Genomic DNA, 16,166 nt, shown 5'->3' with positions numbered 1-16,166 from the left:
CTCACACCCGCATCGGCATCAGCACATAGAGGGCGGGCGCATTGTCATTCTCGCGGATCAGGGTCGGCGCGGCGGCGTCGGCGAGGTGGACTTCGACCAGGTCGCCGTCGATCTGGTGGAGGATGTCCATTAGGTAACGCGCGTTGAAGCCGATCTCGAACGCCTGGGCGGCATAGTGGCCAGGCACTTCCTCGGAAGCGGTGCCGTTTTCCGGGCTGGTGACCGACAGCGTGATCTTGTCGCGGTCGAGCGCCATCTTAACCGCCCGGGTCTTTTCACTGGCGATCGTCGAGACGCGGTCAACCCCTTCCATGAAGCTCTTGGGGTCGAGCTTCAGCAGCTTGTCGTTCCCCGTCGGAATTACGCGGCTATAGTCGGGGAAAGTGCCGTCGATCAGCTTAGACGTCAGGATCGCCGCGCCGAGATCGAAACGCACTTTGGTGCCCGACAGCGAAACGGACACGGTGCCGTCGACTTCCTCCAGCAACTTGCGCAGCTCCGCCACGCATTTGCGCGGCACGATCACGTCGGGCATGCCTTCCGCGCCTTCAGGGCGCTGCACCGTGACGCGGGCGAGACGGTGGCCGTCGGTCGCCGCCGCCTTCAGCACCGGCTGCGCGTCATCGGAGACGTGGAAGAAAATGCCGTTCAGATAGTAACGCGTTTCCTCGGTCGAGATCGCGAAACGCGTCTTGTCGATGATCTGGCGCAGCGTCGCGGCGGGCAGCTCGAACTTCGTCGGCAGCTCGCCCTCGGCGATGATCGGGAAATCATCGCGCGGCAGCGTCTGCAGGCTGAAGCGCGCGCGGCCCGCGTTGATCGCCATCTTGCCCTCGGCGGCCGAGAGCTGGACCTGGCTGCCTTCGGGCAGCTTTCGGACGATGTCGAACAGCGTGTGCGCGGAAACGGTGGTCGCGCCTGGCTGGTCGACCGCGGCCTCGATCGTCTCGACGATCTGCAGGTCGAGGTCGGTCGCCATCAGGCGGATGCCACCTTCGGCCGATGCGTCGATCAGCACGTTTGACAGGATCGGGATCGTGTTGCGCCGCTCGACCACCGACTGGACATGGGCCAGGCTTCGCAGCAGCGTTGCCCGTTCGATCGTCGCCTTCATGGGTCCCCCCGGGCGGATGCGCCCTCAAAGCCTGTTGAGAGGGGCGAAAGCGCCCCGGTTCACCGGATTTACTGGACAAAAAAAGGGGCCGGAGCAAGCGCCCCGACCCCTGTTTTCCACAGCCCTCTCTTAGGAGAGCGCAGGCTTAGAAGCGGATACCGACCCCGCCCAGCACCTGGTGGCGCGAAACGCCGGCCTCGTAGTTCGAATAACGATACTCGGCCTTGGCATAGAGGTTGGTGCCAAGCTTCTGCTCGATGCCTGCACCGACGCGCACGCCGTCCAGGTTATTCCGGGTCGAGAAGTTGTTCGCCGGGGTGGCCGGATCGGTGTAGTTCACGCCGACGCGCGCATTGGTGTAGCCGGCCTTGGCATAAATCAGCGTGCTCGGCGTCACCGCCGCGCCGACCCGGCCGCCTACGTAAAGATCGCGCTTGGCGGTCGCGCAGACGGTGTCGGTCGCGGTGATGAAGCTGTTTTTGCAGCCGTCGGTGTTGGAATCCATCCACTCACCTTCCACGCCGGCGACCATGCCGCCGAGCTGGAAATCGTAGCCGGCGCCGACGCCATAGGCGACGCCGTCACGTCCGCCGCCATTGCCCTTTAGGTGATCGTACCCGGCCAGGCCTTCCACGCGGAAGCCGGTGAAGGGGGCCGCGTTCTGTGCCAGGGCCGGCGTCGCCGCAGCAGCGCCGAACAGGGCCGCGATCAGAATCTTCTTCATGTTGTTCACTCCACTCGTACATCTTCTGGTTTCGTCCCGTCCGGCGCGAAGGGGGTGCCGGAACGAGAGCCGCCAGATGGGCCTGAACGGCTGAACCTGCGACAACGAAACATGAACGTCAGACAACAAGCCGGGCTGTGGCAAATCCGCCACAGTCGCTTGCCCGCCGGCCCCTGGCCATGTAGAAGCGTCCTCAAGTACCGGCGGTATCATCCGTCCGGAGAATGATAGAGTGACGGCAGCAATGGCGGATGTTTCGCCCCTGCCGCTGCAGCCCGATATGTCCCGGGCGCGGACGGCCCCCTATGCTCCGGCCTCGACGCCGCAGCGTCGTACCTATGGCGCGCTCGACCTTGGCACCAATAATTGCAGGCTGCTGATCGCGCGGCCGTCCTCGAACGGCTTCGTGATCGTCGATGCCTTTTCGCGAATCGTGCGGCTCGGCGAAGGACTGGCCGCGACCGGGCGCTTGAGCGACGCTGCGATGGACCGGGCGGTCTCCGCGCTCCGCATCTGCGCCGACAAGCTGCGCCGCCGCCACGTTCATATCTGCCGGTCCGTGGCGACCGAGGCGTGCCGCCGCGCCGCCAACGGCGCCGCCTTCGTCGAGCGGGTGCAACGCGAGACCGGGATCATGATCGACATCATCCCGGCCGAGGAGGAAGCGCGGCTGGCGGTGATGGGCTGCCATGTGCTGCTCGAGGAAGGTGACGGTCCGGCCCTGATCTTCGATATCGGCGGCGGATCGACCGAGCTGGTGCTGGTGGACACGCGTGGCCGGCTGCCGCGCACGCTCGATTGGTACAGCGCGCCCTGGGGCGTCGTCTCGCTGACCGAGGTGGAACCGGGCGACGTCTCGACCCTGGAGGGGCGGCTGGACATCTACCGGCGCATGCGCGCACGGGTCTCCGACAGCTTCGCCGCCTTTGCCGCGCGGCTGCCGCAGAGCGCGCGCGAGCATCTGCGGCTGCTCGGCACCAGCGGCACGGTCACGACGCTCGCCAGCGTTCATCTCGGGCTGCCGAGCTATGACCGCAGCGCCGTCGACGGGCTGATCGTGCCGGCCGATTCGATGCGCGGCGTCAGCCAGATGCTCTCGGGCATGTCGCACGCGGAGCGGGTCGAGCTGCCGTGCATCGGGCAGGAACGGGCCGACCTGGTCGTCGCCGGCTGCGCGATCCTTGAATCGATCCTCGACATCTTTCCGGCCGAACGGCTCGGCGTCGCCGATCGCGGCATACGCGAAGGCATATTGCGCACGCTGATGGCGCGCGACGGCTTCGAATGAGGGGCACCGGACGGCAGCGGGTCAAGACCGCGCGCAACCGCACCGCCGCGTCGACACGCTGGCTCGAGCGGCAGCTGAACGACCCCTATGTGAAGCGGGCGAAGGCGGAAGGCTATCGCTCGCGCGCGGCCTATAAGCTGATCGAACTGGACGAGCGGTTCGGCATCCTGAAGGGCGCGAAGCGGATCGTCGACCTGGGCGTCGCGCCCGGCGGCTGGGCGCAGGTCGCGAAGAAGCGGCACCGCGATGCGGCGATCGTCGGCATCGACCTGCTGCCGACCGATCCGATCGAGGGCGTCACCCTGTTCCAGATGGATTTCACCGACGACGCTGCGCCGGACAGGCTGCGCGACGCGCTGGGCGGTCCCGCGGACCTGGTGATGTCGGACATGGCCGCGAACACGGTCGGCCACGCGCAGACCGATCATCTGCGCACGATGGCGCTGGTCGAAAGCGCCGCCTGGTTCGCGATCGAGACGCTCCGGCCCGGCGGCAGCTTCATCGCCAAGGTGCTGGCCGGAGGTGCGGACAACGATCTGGTCGCGCTGCTGAAAAAGCATTTCATGACGGTCAAGCACGCCAAGCCCCCGGCGAGCCGCAAGGAATCGTCGGAATGGTACGTGATCGCGCAGGGCTTCAAAGGCGCACCCACCGGATAGCTGCATCCGCGAAAGAACGACGCCAGTTGGCTTGCGGGCGTCTGCATCGGCTCGCCTCACGATTCGCTCGAATTAACCGGACGGTTATGGACGCACCGGGAGCGTTCATCTGCGCGAAAGGTCGGGATGCGTGATCAAAGGCCGCGGCCGGACGAGTAGCTGCGATCACGCAGACCCGGCACGCCGAGTTTGAAGGAGTCGCGCAATGAATGTCTTTTCCAAAAACCCAAAAACTCTCTTGCTGCTTGCCACGCTTGTCGGGCCCGCGTCGGTCAGCTTCGCTCAGCAACCGCAGGACCTGCCGGGCGCCGACCCGGTGACCGTCTATGGTTCCGCTCCGCCCGAAGCGGCGGAAATGACCAAGGGACCTGACGTCGAAGGCATCATCTCCGCGCGCACCGGCAACAGCGTGCAAGTCACGACCGCCAATGGCGCCAACACGGTCATCGCGATCAACGATGCGACCCGGATCAAGGCCAGCGGGGGATTTCTGGGTCTCAGCCGCAGCAAGCTTGCCGCGGATTCGCTGCTTAACGGCCTGCCGGTCAGCGTCGAGACATTGCAAGGCGGCGGTCGGCTTGTGGCGAGCGAGATCGACCTCAAGAACAAGGACCTGAAGACCGCGTCGATGATCCGCAACGGCACCCAGCAGCGCTTCGGTGAGCAAGGTGCGGCGATCGCACAGAATGCGGCGGCTACAGAGGCGCTGCGTGGCCGCATGGGTGACATCGATCAGTACAACGTCAAAAGCACGACGAACGTGAACTTCGACACTGGCAAGGCGGCGCTGTCTGCCCAGGCGAAGAATGATCTTTGCGCCACGGCGGCCCAAGCCCAGGGGATGGATAACGCCCTGCTGCTTGTCGTCGGTTACACCGATTCCACCGGCAGCCAGGAGTTCAACCAGCGGCTGAGCGAAAAGCGCGCCGGCAGCGTCGTCAATTATCTTCAGCAGGCGTGCGGCTGGAAACCGTATCGCATGCTGACCCCCACCGGGATGGCCGAAGCGGACCCGGCGGCAAGCAATGATACCGTCGACGGCAAGGCGCAGAATCGCCGCGTTGCGGTCAATATCCTGGTCAGCAAGGCCGTTGACGGCCTGTGAGACGAACGGGGTGGGCTTTGCCCACCCCGCCTTCCGCGCTGGCGTCAGCTATGACGTCGCGCGCGCCGCCTCGACAGCTTTCTTCAGCGCGTCGTAGCCGACGGCGCCGCTCAGCACCTGGTTGCCGACCACCCAGCTGGGGGTGCCGGTAAATCCCAAGGTGCGGGCGAGCTCGATATTTTTGCCAAGTTCCTGCTCTGCGCGCGGCGTGTTCATGGCCGTCTGGAGCTTCGTCTGGTCCAGCCCAGCTTTGCGCGCGGCGGCGGCGATCGTCTCCGGACTCGGCCGGCCGGCGGCGTACATCGCATCGTGGAAGACCTCGAAACGGCCCTGCTCGGCCGCGGCGAGACTGGCGCGCGCGGCGACCTCACTCTCGCGACTGAGGATCGGCAGCTCGCGGAACACGACCTTCACCTTCGGGTCCTCACGCACCAGCCGCTGCACATCGGGCAGGCTGGCTTTGCAATAGCCGCAGGCATAGTCGAAGAACTGGACCAGGGTAACGTCGCCGTCCTTCGCGCCGATCCATGCGCCGGCAAAGGGCGTCTCGATCTGGCGGCGATAGGGTTCGATCTGGGCGGCAACCTGCTTCAGCCGCAGCCGGTCCATCGCTTCCTGAAGCACTTCGGGATTCTGGAGCAGATAGGCGCGCACGCCCTCGCCGTCGCGACTTTGCAGCGCGGCCGCCGTGCCGAGCGATGCCACCACGCCGGAGAGCAGCGCAACGCCTGCATAGGGCAACCAGCGCCTCATTGATCGCTTTCCTCTTTGTTTTTCTTCTTCTTTTTGATCTCGGGCTCGGAGACCATGTAGATGTCCTGCGCGCGTACCCAATCGGGGGAGCCGCGCGGAATGCCGGCCATTGCCATTTTTGCGTTCACATAGGCCAGCTTCGGATTGCCTTCGAGATTGTAGCGTTCGGCGCTGGCCAAGGCAGCGCGCGCCTGATCGCCCTTGCGATCGTAGACGACGCCAAGCTGGTACCAGGCGAACGGGTTCTGATTGTCCTTGGCCACCGCCGATTTGAGCACGCGCTCGGCCTCGGGGAAGTTCTTCGGATCCTCGGTCGCAATCAGCGCGTGGCCGAACAGGGAGGTGATCAGCGGGTTGAAGTTGGTCAGCTGGGTGGCTTCGCGAAGCTCCGGCAGCGCCTCGGCGGGCTTGCCCGATTCAAGCAGGATCTGGCCCTTGAGCTCCAGGAAATAGGGATCGTGCGGCGCCGTCGCGAGCAGCGCATCGGCTTCCTTCAGCGCCTGGTCGGGATAGGCGGAGCGATGCCAGGCATAGGCCCGGGCATAATGCGCCGGGACACTCTGGTCGGTCTCGGGATATTGCCGCATCACCTGCGGCGGATCGAGGACATAGCCGTTGAGCTTCGCCTTGATCCGGGCGAAGCGCGCGTCGAGCGCCGGATCGGTCTTGGCGTTCCACGATTTGGACGCTTCCAGCGTATCGGTCAGCGTCGTCACGCGCTCGCGGTCGAGCGGGTGGGTCTGATCGTAGGAATCCTTCGGATTGTAGCCGTAGCGGAGCGACTGGTTCTGCAGCTTCTTGAAGAACGCGATCATGCCCTTGCCGCTGATGCCGGCCTTGTCGAGGAACGACGCGCCGGCGGCGTCGGCGCTCGATTCCTGGACGCGGGTGAAGGCAAGGAACTTGCCCATGGCCGCTTGCTGCCCGGCCATCAGCACGCCCGCGCCGGCGTCGCCCGCACCGGCCGCGATCGCCGCGGCGCCCAGGAGCAGCGACAGCAGCATCACGCCGGTCGCCGCTTTCGCGCCTTCGGCAAGGCGAACGATATGGCCGCCGGTGATGTGGCCGATCTCGTGCGCGATCACGCCCTGGACCATGTCCGTATTGTCAGCCGCGGTCAGCGTGCCCGAGTGGATGTAGACGATCTGGCCGCCGGCCACGAACGCGTTGATGCTCTTGTCGAGCAGCAGCACGATCTGGACGTTCTTCGGATCGAGGCCGGCCGCGATCACCAGCGGCCGCGAAATATCCTGCAGCCAGGCTTCGGTTTCGGCATCGCGCAGCACCGATTGCGCGGCGACCGGGCGGACGAGCACCGCGAACGAGACCAGCAGCGCGAACAGCGCGCGGATCAGAAGCTGTGCTCTAGGCCTCATGCGCGTGCCATCTCCGCAACCGGCTGAACCTGCGGTGAAGTCATACTCTTACCCGTCATTCCCGCCAAAGCGGGAATCCCGCTTTGTGTCGGGGATCGCGCTTCCGCGGGAATGACGGGGAAAGGGCCGTCAGAATTTTCCCGTGATCGTCCGCTGCCACCAGCCCTTGCGGGCCGGCTGGTCGTTGGCGGCCTCTGCCGGCACCGTCTCGACGGCAGGAGCCGCTTGCGGCTCGGGCGCTGTCTCGATCGCGACCGGCTCGGCAGTACCGGGCTCCTCCGCCGGTGCGGCATCGGCCTTCTTGCGTCGGGTGCGCTTGGGCTTGGCTTCTGCTTCCGGAGCGGGCTGCTCCAGCGCAACAGGTTCAACTGCCTCAGCCTTGGGACGACGGCCGCGCCGGGGCTTCGCTTCGGCTTCGGGCGCAGGTGCCTCGACCTCCGGGGCGGCCGACACTTCGGCCGGCTCCTCGGCCTTGCGGCGCGAGCGGCGGCGCTTCGGCGCTTCCTCGGCCGCGGGTTCCGGCTCGGGTGCCGCTTCAACGGGTGCCTCGGCCGTGACCGGCTCTGCTTCCGTCACATCGGCCCCGACCGCGACCTGTTCTTCACCGCCACGCCGACGACGACCGCCCCGGCGGCCACGGCGTCCACGACGGCGCCGTCCTTCGGCGTCCTCGCGCTGCTCGGCGGCTTCGACGGTGCCCGGCTCCTCGACCGTGTCCTCGGCCTCGATCGCCTCCATTTCAGGCTCGCCCGCCTGCGGCTCGGCGTCGTGATCGCGATCGCGCTTGCCGCGGCGACGGCGGCGCCGGCGGCGTCCGCCTTCGCCCTCGGCGCGGTCCTCGCGCGGGCCGCGCTCGACGCGCTCCTCGACTTCTTCCTCTTCGTCTTCCTCGACGATCGGCTCGTCTTCGTCGAACGCGATCTGCGGCGGCTCGAAGCGCGGCGCGTGGGCCGGCGGCGGGCCGCTCGCCTCGACCGCCATGCGCGCGCCCTCGATCTCGCCGGAATGCGCGACCTCGATGCGGACGCCGTAGCGATCCTCGATCTCGGCAAGCTCGGCGCGCTTGTGGTTCAGCACATAGAAGGCGGCTTCCTGGCTGGCGCGGAGCAGCAGCTGCGAGCCGCGGCCGCGTGCGGCCTCGTCCTCGAGCAGCCTGAGCGCCGACAGGCCCGCCGACGAAGCCGTGCGGACGAAGCCCGAGCCTTCGCAATGGGGGCAGGGGCGCGTCGACGCTTCGAGCACGCCGGTGCGCAGCCGCTGGCGGCTCATCTCCATCAGACCGAAGCTGGAAATGCGGCCGACCTGAATGCGCGCGCGATCGTTGGCGAGCGCGGCCTTCATAGCCTTCTCGACCTTCCGGACGTTGGAGCCGTTCTCCATGTCGATAAAGTCGATCACGACCAGCCCGGCCATGTCGCGCAGCCGTAGCTGGCGCGCGATTTCCTGCGCCGCTTCAAGGTTGGTCGCGACGGCGGTCTGCTCGATGCCGTGTTCGCGGGTCGAGCGGCCGGAGTTGATGTCGATCGAGACGAGCGCCTCGGTCGGGTTGATGACCAGATAGCCACCCGATTTCAGCTGCACGACCGGCTGGTACATCTGCGACAGCTGATCCTCGACGCCGAACCGCTGGAACAGCGGCACCGGGTCCGAATAGCCCTGGATGCGGCGCACATGGCTGGGCATCAGCAGCTTCATGAACGAGCGCGCGGCGCGATAGCCTTCCTCACCCTCGACGATCACTTCGTCGATGTCGCGATTGTAGATGTCGCGGATTGCGCGCTTGATCAGGTCGCTGTCGCCATAGATCAGCGCCGGCGCAGAGGCGCCGAGCGTGTTCTCGCGGATCGTGTCCCACAGCCGCGCGAGATAGTCGAAATCGCGCTTGATCTCGGTCTTGGTGCGCTGGAGCCCCGCGGTCCGGACGATACAGCCCATCGTGCGCGGCAGCTTCAGCTCTGCCATGATCGACTTCAGCCGCTTGCGGTCGGCAGCGTTGGAGATTTTCCGCGAAATGCCGCCGCCCTGCGCGGTGTTGGGCATCAACACGCAATAGCGGCCGGCGAGCGACAGATAGGTGGTCAGCGCCGCGCCCTTGTTGCCGCGCTCTTCCTTGACGACCTGGACCAGCAGCACCTGGCGCCGGCGGATCACGTCCTGGATCTTGTAGCGGCGGCGCAGACGCATGCGGCGTTCGCGCAAGGATTCGACGGCGTCGTCATGCGAGCCGTTGCTGTTGCCGTCGACCGATTCGGCGCGGGGCGCCTCGTCGCCTTCCTCGCCCGTTTCCTCATCGGAATCGGACGGCTCGGTGCGCTCCTCCTCGGCTTCCTCCCGGGCGCGGAGCCGTTCCTCCTCTTCGGCGTGCTCGGCTTCCTCGCGGAGCAGGGCCTCGCGGTCTTCCTTGGGGATCTGGTAATAGTCGGGATGGATTTCGCTGAAGGCCAGGAAGCCGTGGCGGTTGCCGCCATAGTCGACGAACGCCGCCTGGAGCGACGGTTCGACCCTGGTCACTTTCGCGAGATAGATATTCCCTTTGAGCTGCTTCCGCTCGGCAGATTCGAAATCAAACTCCTCGATGCGGTTTCCCTTGACGACGGCCACCCGGGTCTCTTCCCGGTGGCGCGCGTCGATCAGCATGCGCGTTGTCATTTATTATTCTCCGGGCGCGGCCGCGGCTCCACGAGCAACGTGCGGCTGCGCAATCTGTGATTGGGGGCGAAGGCGCGGCCTCAGGCCACCCCTCCGCCAATGGTGTTGACGAGATAAAAAACGCTTCTGTCGCAGGGGCATGCCGGGGAGAAAGTCCCGGGCCAAAGGTCCGCGAGGCGCAATCGCCGGCCTCAGCCGTACGATGCGGGACACGGAAAGAATGCCTCATTGCAACATCAACCTGCGGGATCGGCGGTCAAGCGGCCGATCAAATCGCGCCGATACCTACATAGGTGCTCGGCGGGCGACTGCTAGCATTGGAGCGAGTCGGGGGCAAGTTACAGCTGCTTTTCGTAGATCCGATAAAGCTTGTTGACCTTGCTCTCGATCGTGTCGGCGATCGCGACCATTCCCTGATTGTCCTCGAGAATCCAGCCGATCTCGCCGCGCTGGGCGCCGTAGCGGGCGACGGCGGCGCGACGCGAATATTCGATCATCATGAAAGCCAGCTGGCTGGCAAGACGGGAGGCCTGGAGCCGCTTGACCACGCCCATCAGCGGCACCCGCATCGTCCGCGCTCTGGGCTTGCGCAGCCACAGCAGCAGCTTCGCCCAGCCGAACGGCAGCAACGAGCCCTTCAGCGGCTTCAGCGGCTCGTTCAGATCGGGGAGGGTGATCATGAAGGCGACCGGCTCGCCCTCCACCTCGGCGATGTAGATCAGGTCTTCGAACACGATCGGCTTCAGCTTCTTGCCGACTTCCTCGACCTCCGGATCAGTCAGGGGCACGAACCCCCAATTGTCGGACCAGGCATCGTTCAGGATGCCGAGGATGATCGCCGCCTCGCGGTCGAACTTCGACTTGTCGACCTTGCGAATGTTGATGCGGGCATTCTTCTCGCCCATCTCGACGATACGATTCACCAGCGGCGGAAAGCCGTGGGTCACGTCCAGATCATAGGTGAAGACGTCCTTGGCCTTCGTGTAGCCGAGTCCTTCGATCCACGCCTGATAGCGCGCGTCCTGATGGCCCATCATCACCGTCGGCGGATGGTCGTGACCCTGGATCAGCAGCCCCGGCTCTTCCCAGATCGAGGCGCTGACCGGCCCGATGGCGCGCGTCATGCCTTTGGATCGAAGCCATTCCTCGGCGCTCGCGATCAGCGCTTTGCCGGTCGCCTCGTCGGCGGCATCGAAATAGCCCCAGAAGCCGGTGCCCGGGCCGAAACCCTGCTCCGGCGGCTGCTCGAGCGCGAGCCGGTCGATATGGGCGGAAATGCGACCGACCACCTTCCCATCGCGCTTCGCCAGGAACAGCTGCTGGTCGGCATGGGTGAGCCACGCATTCTTGCCCGGTGTGATCATGCCGACCGCTTCGCCCTTCAGCGGCGGCACCCAATTGGGATCGTTCGCGTAATGGCTGAACGCATAATCGACAAAGGCGCGGCGCCCGGCCTGGTCGTTGACGGGCACGATCTGAAGGTCTGACATGGGCCGCCTAACTGACGCGGGAATACGCCGCGCGCCAGTCCTTTGTTTGCCACGCTGCCGCCACTATGTTCGGCAAATGGCCCAGCCGATGACGACGACTCTGACCTTTGACGCGCCTGCCGCCGGAGCCGAAGCGCCCGCGCCCAGGCGGCGCGTTGCCGACGACACCGCGCTGCTGAAGGCTGCGGCCGAGCTGACGCGCGAGCTGAGCGCGGCCAACCCGCGCATTTACTGGGCCGATTTCCTCACCTCGGCGGTCATCGGCTACGCGGCGCTGATCGCGACGATCCTGGCCGGCTCGCTCGGTTGGGCGCTGGCATTTGCCGCCGTCAGCGTTCTGGCGCTTTATCGGGCGGAGAGCTTCATCCACGAGCTTACGCATATGAAGCATTCGACCTTGCCCGGCTTCCGCGCCGCGTGGAACGCGCTGATCGGCGTGCCGATGCTGGTGCCGTCGTTCATGTATGAAGGCGTGCACAATCTCCATCACGCGAAGACGCGCTACGGCACTTCCGACGATCCCGAATATCTGCCGCTGGCGCTGATGAAGCCCTGGACCCTGCCGGCCTTTATCCTGATCGCGGCGCTGGCGCCGGTCGGCCTCATCATCCGCTATGCGGTGCTGGCGCCGCTATCGCTGCTGTCGCCGAAGCTGCGCGAAGCGGTGGTTGCTCGCTATTCCGGGCTGGTGATCAATCCGGAGTTCCGCCGCCGCCCGGCCGAAGGCGAGGCGAAGGCGCTTTGGACGAAGCTGGAAGTGGCTGCGAGCGTGTGGGCGATCGCGCTAGTAATGCTGGTCGCGACCGGCGTCCTGCCGCTCCGCGCCTTCCTGATCATGATGGGCATCGCCTCGGCCGTTGCCGTGCTCAACCAGGTGCGGACACTCGTCGCGCATCTGTGGGAGAATGAGGGCGAGGCGATGACCGTCACCGCCCAATATCTCGACAGCGTCAACGTGCCGCCGCCGACGCTGCTGCCCGGCTTGTGGGCACCGGTGGGGCTGCGGTATCACGCGCTGCACCATCTGCTGCCGAGCGTGCCGTATCACAATCTGGGCATCGCCCATCGCCGGCTGTCGGCCGTGCTCGACCCCGCATCGCCCTATTTCAAGGCGAACTATAAGGGCTTGCCGGGACTGATGGGAAAGATCGCGCGAAGCTCCATGACGCGAGGCGTCAGGCGCTGACCAGGCGCAGCTTACGCGCGGCTTTTCCCAGCGCCTGACGATCCATCAGCGGCAGGCCGAAGCGCAGCAGCATCCACTGCAGCGGCAGGAATAGCAGCAGCAGCGATATCGCGCGCACCGGGGCGCCGAAGGACGTCAGCGCCTCTCCGGCCGCCCACAGCACTGCGGACGCGATCAAGGCGACCAGCAGCGCCGTTGTCGCGGGCCGATCGAAGGCGACCAGCCCGTCGGCAATGCGCAGCTCCAGCGTCGCGGCCCAGGCGATCAGCACGGTGCCGGCGCTGACGGCCCAGGCCATGCCGGTCGCGCCATAGGCGGGCACCAGCCAGGCGCCGAGCAGCCCCCACGCGCCGAGCCCGATCGCGCTGTTCAGCAGCGGAAGAATGCGGTGGCCGGTCATTTCGATGACCGGGGTCGCAGGTCCGACGACCGCCTCGGCGGCACGGCCGAGCACCAGGATTACGAGCAGCGGCAGCGCCGCGGCGGCGGCGGGCGCGAAGGCGCTCAATATGTCGGATGCCGTCAGCATCAGCAGCGCCGACAAGGGCACGACGAAGGCGATCGAAAGCCGCGTCGCAAAGCCGTACAGTTCGGCCACGCCCGCGCGGTTGTGCGCGGCCTGCGCGGCCGCCAGCGGCGCGAGCACGTATTGAAAGGCCTGGCGCACGATCAGCGGCACCGTCGAGACCTTGCGGGCGATACCGAACAGGCCCGCTGCGGTGGCGCCATTGGCGCCAGGAAAGGAGAGGTTCAGCAGGACTGCCGGCAGGTCGATGAACAGCCGCCGGCTGATCGCGGAGGGCAGGAGCGCGACGCCGGTCTTCAGCAGCTCCCGCCGGACCGCGGGCGAGGCCCTGGCCGTCAGCAGCAGCCGCGAATCGTAATAGCGGCCGAGCAGCCGCGCCGCGAGCACCGCGGTCAGGAACAGCGACGCCAAGTGCGCGAGCAGCAGGCCGAGGCTGTGGGCGCCAAGCGCGAAGAAGCCGACCGCGAAGACGAGCCGCGCCACCTGCTCCCAAAAAATCCGCAGCCGGATCTCCGGCCCGAACGCGCGGCGTGCCCGCGCGGCCGAGGTCGCCACCTCGACGAACGTCCACAAGGGAAGCGCCCAGGCAAAGATCGCGATCGCGGTCGGCAATTGGGCCCGGTCGCGCGCCGCCGCCGACAACAGCCCCGCCAGCGGCTCCGCGAACAGTGTCGCGCCGAGCGCGAGCAGGGCCGCGGGCACCACGGCGGCGAGCAGCGCGAAGCGAACGGCGGCGTGCGCGTCATGCTCGCTCTCGGTGGGCACGATTCGCTGCAGCGCCTGCGTCATCGACAGATCGACGAAGTTCTCGGCGATGCTGACCACCGCCCACAGCACCGTGTAGATGCCGTAGGTCGCGATTCCGAACAGCCAGGTGTAGGCCGGCTGGGCGACGACTTCGATCAGCGCGCCAAGTCGGGACAGCGCGGCCAGGCCGGCGCCGCGGGCCACCTCGCGTTGGCTGACGGGTCCGATCACTCCTCGGTCCGCACCAGCACCGTTTCGCCGATCAGCAGGAACAGGAGGAACGGCGCCCAGGCGGCGAGCAGGGGCGGGTAGGCACCGAGATTGCCCATCGCCAGCGCGAAATTATCGGCGACGAAATAGGTGAAGCCGAGCGCCATGCCGATGACGGCGCGCAGGAACATCTTGCCCGACCGCGCGAGGCCGAAGCCCGCGACCGCACCCAGCAGCGGCATCAGCACGGCGGAAAGCGGGCCGGACAGCTTGTGCCAAAGGCTCGCCTCCAGCGATTTGGTCGGCCGCCCGGCCGCCTTCAGGTCACCGATCGCCTGACGCAGCTCGAAGAAAGACAAGCCGTCCGGGTCGACGTTCGCAAGCGTGAACCGGTCAGGGCTGACGCCCCGCGCAATCGCGATCGTGCCGAGCTTCGTCTCCGTGCCCGTCGCCACGTCGAAGCGGGTGGCGTCGGTCAGCCGCCATGCGCCGCCGACATAGCGACCTTCCTTCGCCTCGATGATCTGCGACAGCGTGTTGCCGGTACGGTCGTAGATCGAGACCCCTTCCAGCCGCGTGTCCGGGCCGCGTCCGACCGCGCGGGCAGCGCGGATCAGGTCTTCGCCGTTCCGCACCCAGAGGTTCGATTGGACGGCGCTATCTTTCGGGATCGGCCCGTAATCGGCCTTTTGCCAGGCGCTCAGCGTCGCGGTCGAGCGCGCGACCACGCGTTCGTTGAAGGTGAAGGACAGGGCCGCGACGAACAGGCCGGCGATGATCAGGGGCGCCAGGATCTGGTGCGCCGACAGGCCCGAGGCCTTCATCGAGATCACTTCGCTGTTCTGGTTGAGCGTCGCGAGCGTGATCAGCGTGCCCAGCAGCACCGAGAATTTCAGGAAGGTCGAGATGATCTGAGGAACGCGCAGCCCGACATAGGTCCATAGCTGCGCCTCGCCATTGCCCGGATAGGCGAAGATCTTGTCGGATTCGCCCAGCAGGTCGAGCGTGGTCAGGATCAGCACCAGCCCGGCGAGCACCGCGAAGGAGCGCACCAGAAACATCCGCGCGGTGTAGACGGTGACCGTGCGGGACGGGAAGAATTGCAGCTGCATCGGTTACGCGATCACCTCGGGCCGTCGCCGGCGGATGCGCAGCCAGCGGCGGACCGCGGCGCCTGCCTTGGCGAAGACGCGCTCCAGCCCGCCGATCGGCTGACCGCCGGGAACGAAGGCGAGCTGATAGAACAGCCACCAGATCAGCGCGGCGAAGATCACGAACGGCACCCAAAGCGCGATCAGCGGATCGATGCGGCCGAGCGCTCCCATGCCCTGCGCATATTCGTTCACCTTGTGATAGGTGACGACCATCACGATCGAGAGGAAGACGCCCAGTGCCGAGGTCGACCGCTTCGGCGGCACGGCAAGGGCGACGGCGAGCAGGGGCAGCAGGAACATCATCGCCACCTCCACTACGCGAAAGTGGAAGTTGGCGCGGCTCTCGTTGCGCTGCGGCAGCGGGACTTTCGCATTATGGCCGATGCGGACCAGCTCCGGAATCGTCAGCTCGCGCTCCTTGCCGCCGCGGCTGCGGAAGCGCTCGATCTTGGGCAGGTCGATCGGCAGGTCATGCGAGGTGAAGCTCAACACGCGCGGCACCTTGAAGCCGGGCTCGTTATGGACGAGCGTGCCGTTCTTCAGGCGGAAGATGATGACGTTCGGATCGTCGGTGCGCAGGAAGCTGCCCTTTTCTGCGGTCACCGCGAGATTGCGGCCCTGCCGGTTCTCCGCACGCACGAAAATGCCCGACAGGTCGGCGCCCGATTTATGGCTTTCCTCGATCCGGACCGTCATCTGCGGGCCGAGGCTGGTGAACTCGCCGACCTTGATCGAGGCCCCGAGCGCGCCGGAGCGCAGCTCGAACTGCAATCCTTCATAGGCGTAGCGCGCCTTGGGCTGGATGAAGCCGACGATCGCGAGGTTCAGCAGCGCCAGCGCGATCGTGAAGAGATAGGGCACGCGCAGCAATCGTCCGTAGCTGAGGCCCACCGCGCGAAAAACGTCGAGCTCCGACGAGGTGGCGAGCCGACGAAATGCGAGCAGGATGCCGAGCATCAACCCGATCGGGATCCCCAGCGACAGATATTCCGGCAGCAGGTTCGCGAGCATCCGCCATACGACGCTGACCGGGCCGCCTTCCTCTGCGACGAAGTCGAACAGCCGGAGCATCTTGTCGAGGACGAGCAGCATCGCCGCGATCACGAGCGTGGCGAACAGGGGGACGGCGATCAGCCGGGCGAGGTATCGGTCTACGGCGGTCAACATCTTCGAATTTCAGGGTGT

At 66.4% G+C, this 16,166-nt stretch carries 13 protein-coding genes; 4 read left to right on the top strand and 9 right to left on the bottom strand.

What is annotated here, in order from left to right; genetic code table 11:
• Window position 1: 1 nt before the first annotated feature.
• Together dnaN and SCH01S_RS08715 are read right to left on the bottom strand one after the other, a co-directional pair.
• Complete coding sequence (gene dnaN / locus SCH01S_RS08720) at window positions 2–1,114, bottom strand: DNA polymerase III subunit beta (RefSeq protein ID WP_046348415.1); 1,113 nt, start codon at window positions 1,112–1,114, stop codon at window positions 2–4.
• Between the two features lie 145 nt (window positions 1,115–1,259).
• Complete coding sequence (locus SCH01S_RS08715; RefSeq protein ID WP_046348459.1) at window positions 1,260–1,838, bottom strand: outer membrane protein; 579 nt, start codon at window positions 1,836–1,838, stop codon at window positions 1,260–1,262.
• A gap of 280 nt (window positions 1,839–2,118) precedes the next feature.
• On the opposite strand from SCH01S_RS08715, the gene SCH01S_RS08710 reads away from it, so the two are divergent.
• The 3 genes from SCH01S_RS08710 to SCH01S_RS08700 all read left to right on the top strand — a co-directional run bounded on the left by SCH01S_RS08710 (window position 2,119) and on the right by SCH01S_RS08700 (window position 4,890).
• Window positions 2,119–3,126, top strand: a complete 1,008-nt coding sequence (locus SCH01S_RS08710; protein ID WP_046348458.1) for a Ppx/GppA phosphatase family protein — start codon at window positions 2,119–2,121, stop codon at window positions 3,124–3,126.
• Window positions 3,123–3,785: an RlmE family RNA methyltransferase gene (locus SCH01S_RS08705; RefSeq protein ID WP_046348414.1), complete on the top strand. Its 663-nt coding sequence runs from the start codon at window positions 3,123–3,125 to the stop codon at window positions 3,783–3,785. The genes SCH01S_RS08710 and SCH01S_RS08705 overlap by 4 nt, the downstream gene beginning before the upstream one ends.
• A gap of 205 nt (window positions 3,786–3,990) precedes the next feature.
• Window positions 3,991–4,890 carry an OmpA family protein gene (locus SCH01S_RS08700; RefSeq protein ID WP_046348413.1) on the top strand — a complete coding sequence of 300 codons (900 nt, stop codon included), beginning with the start codon at window positions 3,991–3,993 and terminating at the stop codon, window positions 4,888–4,890.
• Between the two features lie 48 nt (window positions 4,891–4,938).
• On the opposite strand, the gene SCH01S_RS08695 is transcribed toward SCH01S_RS08700, so the two are convergent.
• The 4 genes from SCH01S_RS08695 to SCH01S_RS08680 form a co-directional block, all read right to left on the bottom strand.
• Window positions 4,939–5,643 (bottom strand): DsbA family protein, encoded by a 705-nt coding sequence (locus SCH01S_RS08695; RefSeq protein ID WP_046348412.1) that lies wholly within the window; start codon window positions 5,641–5,643, stop codon window positions 4,939–4,941.
• On the bottom strand, window positions 5,640–7,019 hold the full coding sequence (locus SCH01S_RS08690; protein WP_046348411.1) for a M48 family metalloprotease: 1,380 nt from the start codon (window positions 7,017–7,019) through the stop codon (window positions 5,640–5,642). Before SCH01S_RS08690 ends, SCH01S_RS08695 begins: the two co-directional genes overlap by 4 nt.
• Window positions 7,020–7,148: 129 nt before the next feature.
• The gene (locus SCH01S_RS08685) at window positions 7,149–9,668 is read right to left on the bottom strand and encodes an Rne/Rng family ribonuclease (RefSeq protein ID WP_046348410.1); all 2,520 of its coding nucleotides are present in this window, start codon (window positions 9,666–9,668) and stop codon (window positions 7,149–7,151) included.
• Window positions 9,669–10,006: 338 nt separating this feature from the next.
• Window positions 10,007–11,158: a GNAT family N-acetyltransferase gene (locus SCH01S_RS08680; protein ID WP_046348409.1), complete on the bottom strand. Its 1,152-nt coding sequence runs from the start codon at window positions 11,156–11,158 to the stop codon at window positions 10,007–10,009.
• 88 nt (window positions 11,159–11,246) lie between these two features.
• On the opposite strand from SCH01S_RS08680, the gene SCH01S_RS08675 reads away from it, so the two are divergent.
• Window positions 11,247–12,344 (top strand): fatty acid desaturase family protein, encoded by a 1,098-nt coding sequence (locus SCH01S_RS08675; RefSeq protein WP_046348457.1) that lies wholly within the window; start codon window positions 11,247–11,249, stop codon window positions 12,342–12,344.
• Here SCH01S_RS08675 and SCH01S_RS08670 read toward each other — a convergent pair.
• The 3 genes from SCH01S_RS08670 to lptF are packed head-to-tail and all read right to left on the bottom strand — an operon-like array spanning window position 12,334 to window position 16,148.
• Window positions 12,334–13,848, bottom strand: a complete 1,515-nt coding sequence (locus SCH01S_RS08670) for a lipopolysaccharide biosynthesis protein (RefSeq protein ID WP_046348408.1) — start codon at window positions 13,846–13,848, stop codon at window positions 12,334–12,336. The two genes, SCH01S_RS08675 and SCH01S_RS08670, sit on opposite strands and share 11 nt — an antisense overlap.
• Window positions 13,845–14,939 carry an LPS export ABC transporter permease LptG gene (gene lptG / locus SCH01S_RS08665; RefSeq protein ID WP_046348407.1) on the bottom strand — a complete coding sequence of 365 codons (1,095 nt, stop codon included), beginning with the start codon at window positions 14,937–14,939 and terminating at the stop codon, window positions 13,845–13,847. Before lptG ends, SCH01S_RS08670 begins: the two co-directional genes overlap by 4 nt.
• A 3-nt stretch (window positions 14,940–14,942) precedes the next feature.
• Window positions 14,943–16,148, bottom strand: coding sequence for an LPS export ABC transporter permease LptF (gene lptF, locus SCH01S_RS08660; protein ID WP_046348406.1), 1,206 nt, complete (start codon window positions 16,146–16,148; stop codon window positions 14,943–14,945).
• Window positions 16,149–16,166: the final 18 nt, after the last annotated feature.

It is taken from the genome of Sphingomonas changbaiensis NBRC 104936, assembly GCF_000974765.1.
GTDB lineage: Bacteria > Pseudomonadota > Alphaproteobacteria > Sphingomonadales > Sphingomonadaceae > Sphingomonas_B > Sphingomonas_B changbaiensis.
This window is presented reverse-complemented; position numbering and strand designations above follow the sequence as displayed.

Excerpts from the sequence above, each read along its gene's own strand:
- SCH01S_RS08700 (WP_046348413.1), top strand. The coding sequence starts at position 3,991 with ATGAATGTCTTTTCCAAAAACCCAAAAACTCTCTTGCTGCTTGCCACG.
- SCH01S_RS08705 (WP_046348414.1), top strand. The coding sequence starts at position 3,123 with ATGAGGGGCACCGGACGGCAGCGGGTCAAGACCGCGCGCAACCGCACC.
- SCH01S_RS08695 (WP_046348412.1), bottom strand. The coding sequence starts at position 5,643 with ATGAGGCGCTGGTTGCCCTATGCAGGCGTTGCGCTGCTCTCCGGCGTG.
- SCH01S_RS08685 (WP_046348410.1), bottom strand. The coding sequence starts at position 9,668 with ATGACAACGCGCATGCTGATCGACGCGCGCCACCGGGAAGAGACCCGG.
- SCH01S_RS08680 (WP_046348409.1), bottom strand. The coding sequence starts at position 11,158 with ATGTCAGACCTTCAGATCGTGCCCGTCAACGACCAGGCCGGGCGCCGC.
- SCH01S_RS08690 (WP_046348411.1), bottom strand. The coding sequence starts at position 7,019 with ATGAGGCCTAGAGCACAGCTTCTGATCCGCGCGCTGTTCGCGCTGCTG.
- lptF (WP_046348406.1), bottom strand. The coding sequence starts at position 16,148 with ATGTTGACCGCCGTAGACCGATACCTCGCCCGGCTGATCGCCGTCCCC.
- SCH01S_RS08675 (WP_046348457.1), top strand. The coding sequence starts at position 11,247 with ATGACGACGACTCTGACCTTTGACGCGCCTGCCGCCGGAGCCGAAGCG.
- SCH01S_RS08710 (WP_046348458.1), top strand. The coding sequence starts at position 2,119 with ATGTCCCGGGCGCGGACGGCCCCCTATGCTCCGGCCTCGACGCCGCAG.
- SCH01S_RS08715 (WP_046348459.1), bottom strand. The coding sequence starts at position 1,838 with ATGAAGAAGATTCTGATCGCGGCCCTGTTCGGCGCTGCTGCGGCGACG.
- dnaN (WP_046348415.1), bottom strand. The coding sequence starts at position 1,114 with ATGAAGGCGACGATCGAACGGGCAACGCTGCTGCGAAGCCTGGCCCAT.
- lptG (WP_046348407.1), bottom strand. The coding sequence starts at position 14,939 with ATGCAGCTGCAATTCTTCCCGTCCCGCACGGTCACCGTCTACACCGCG.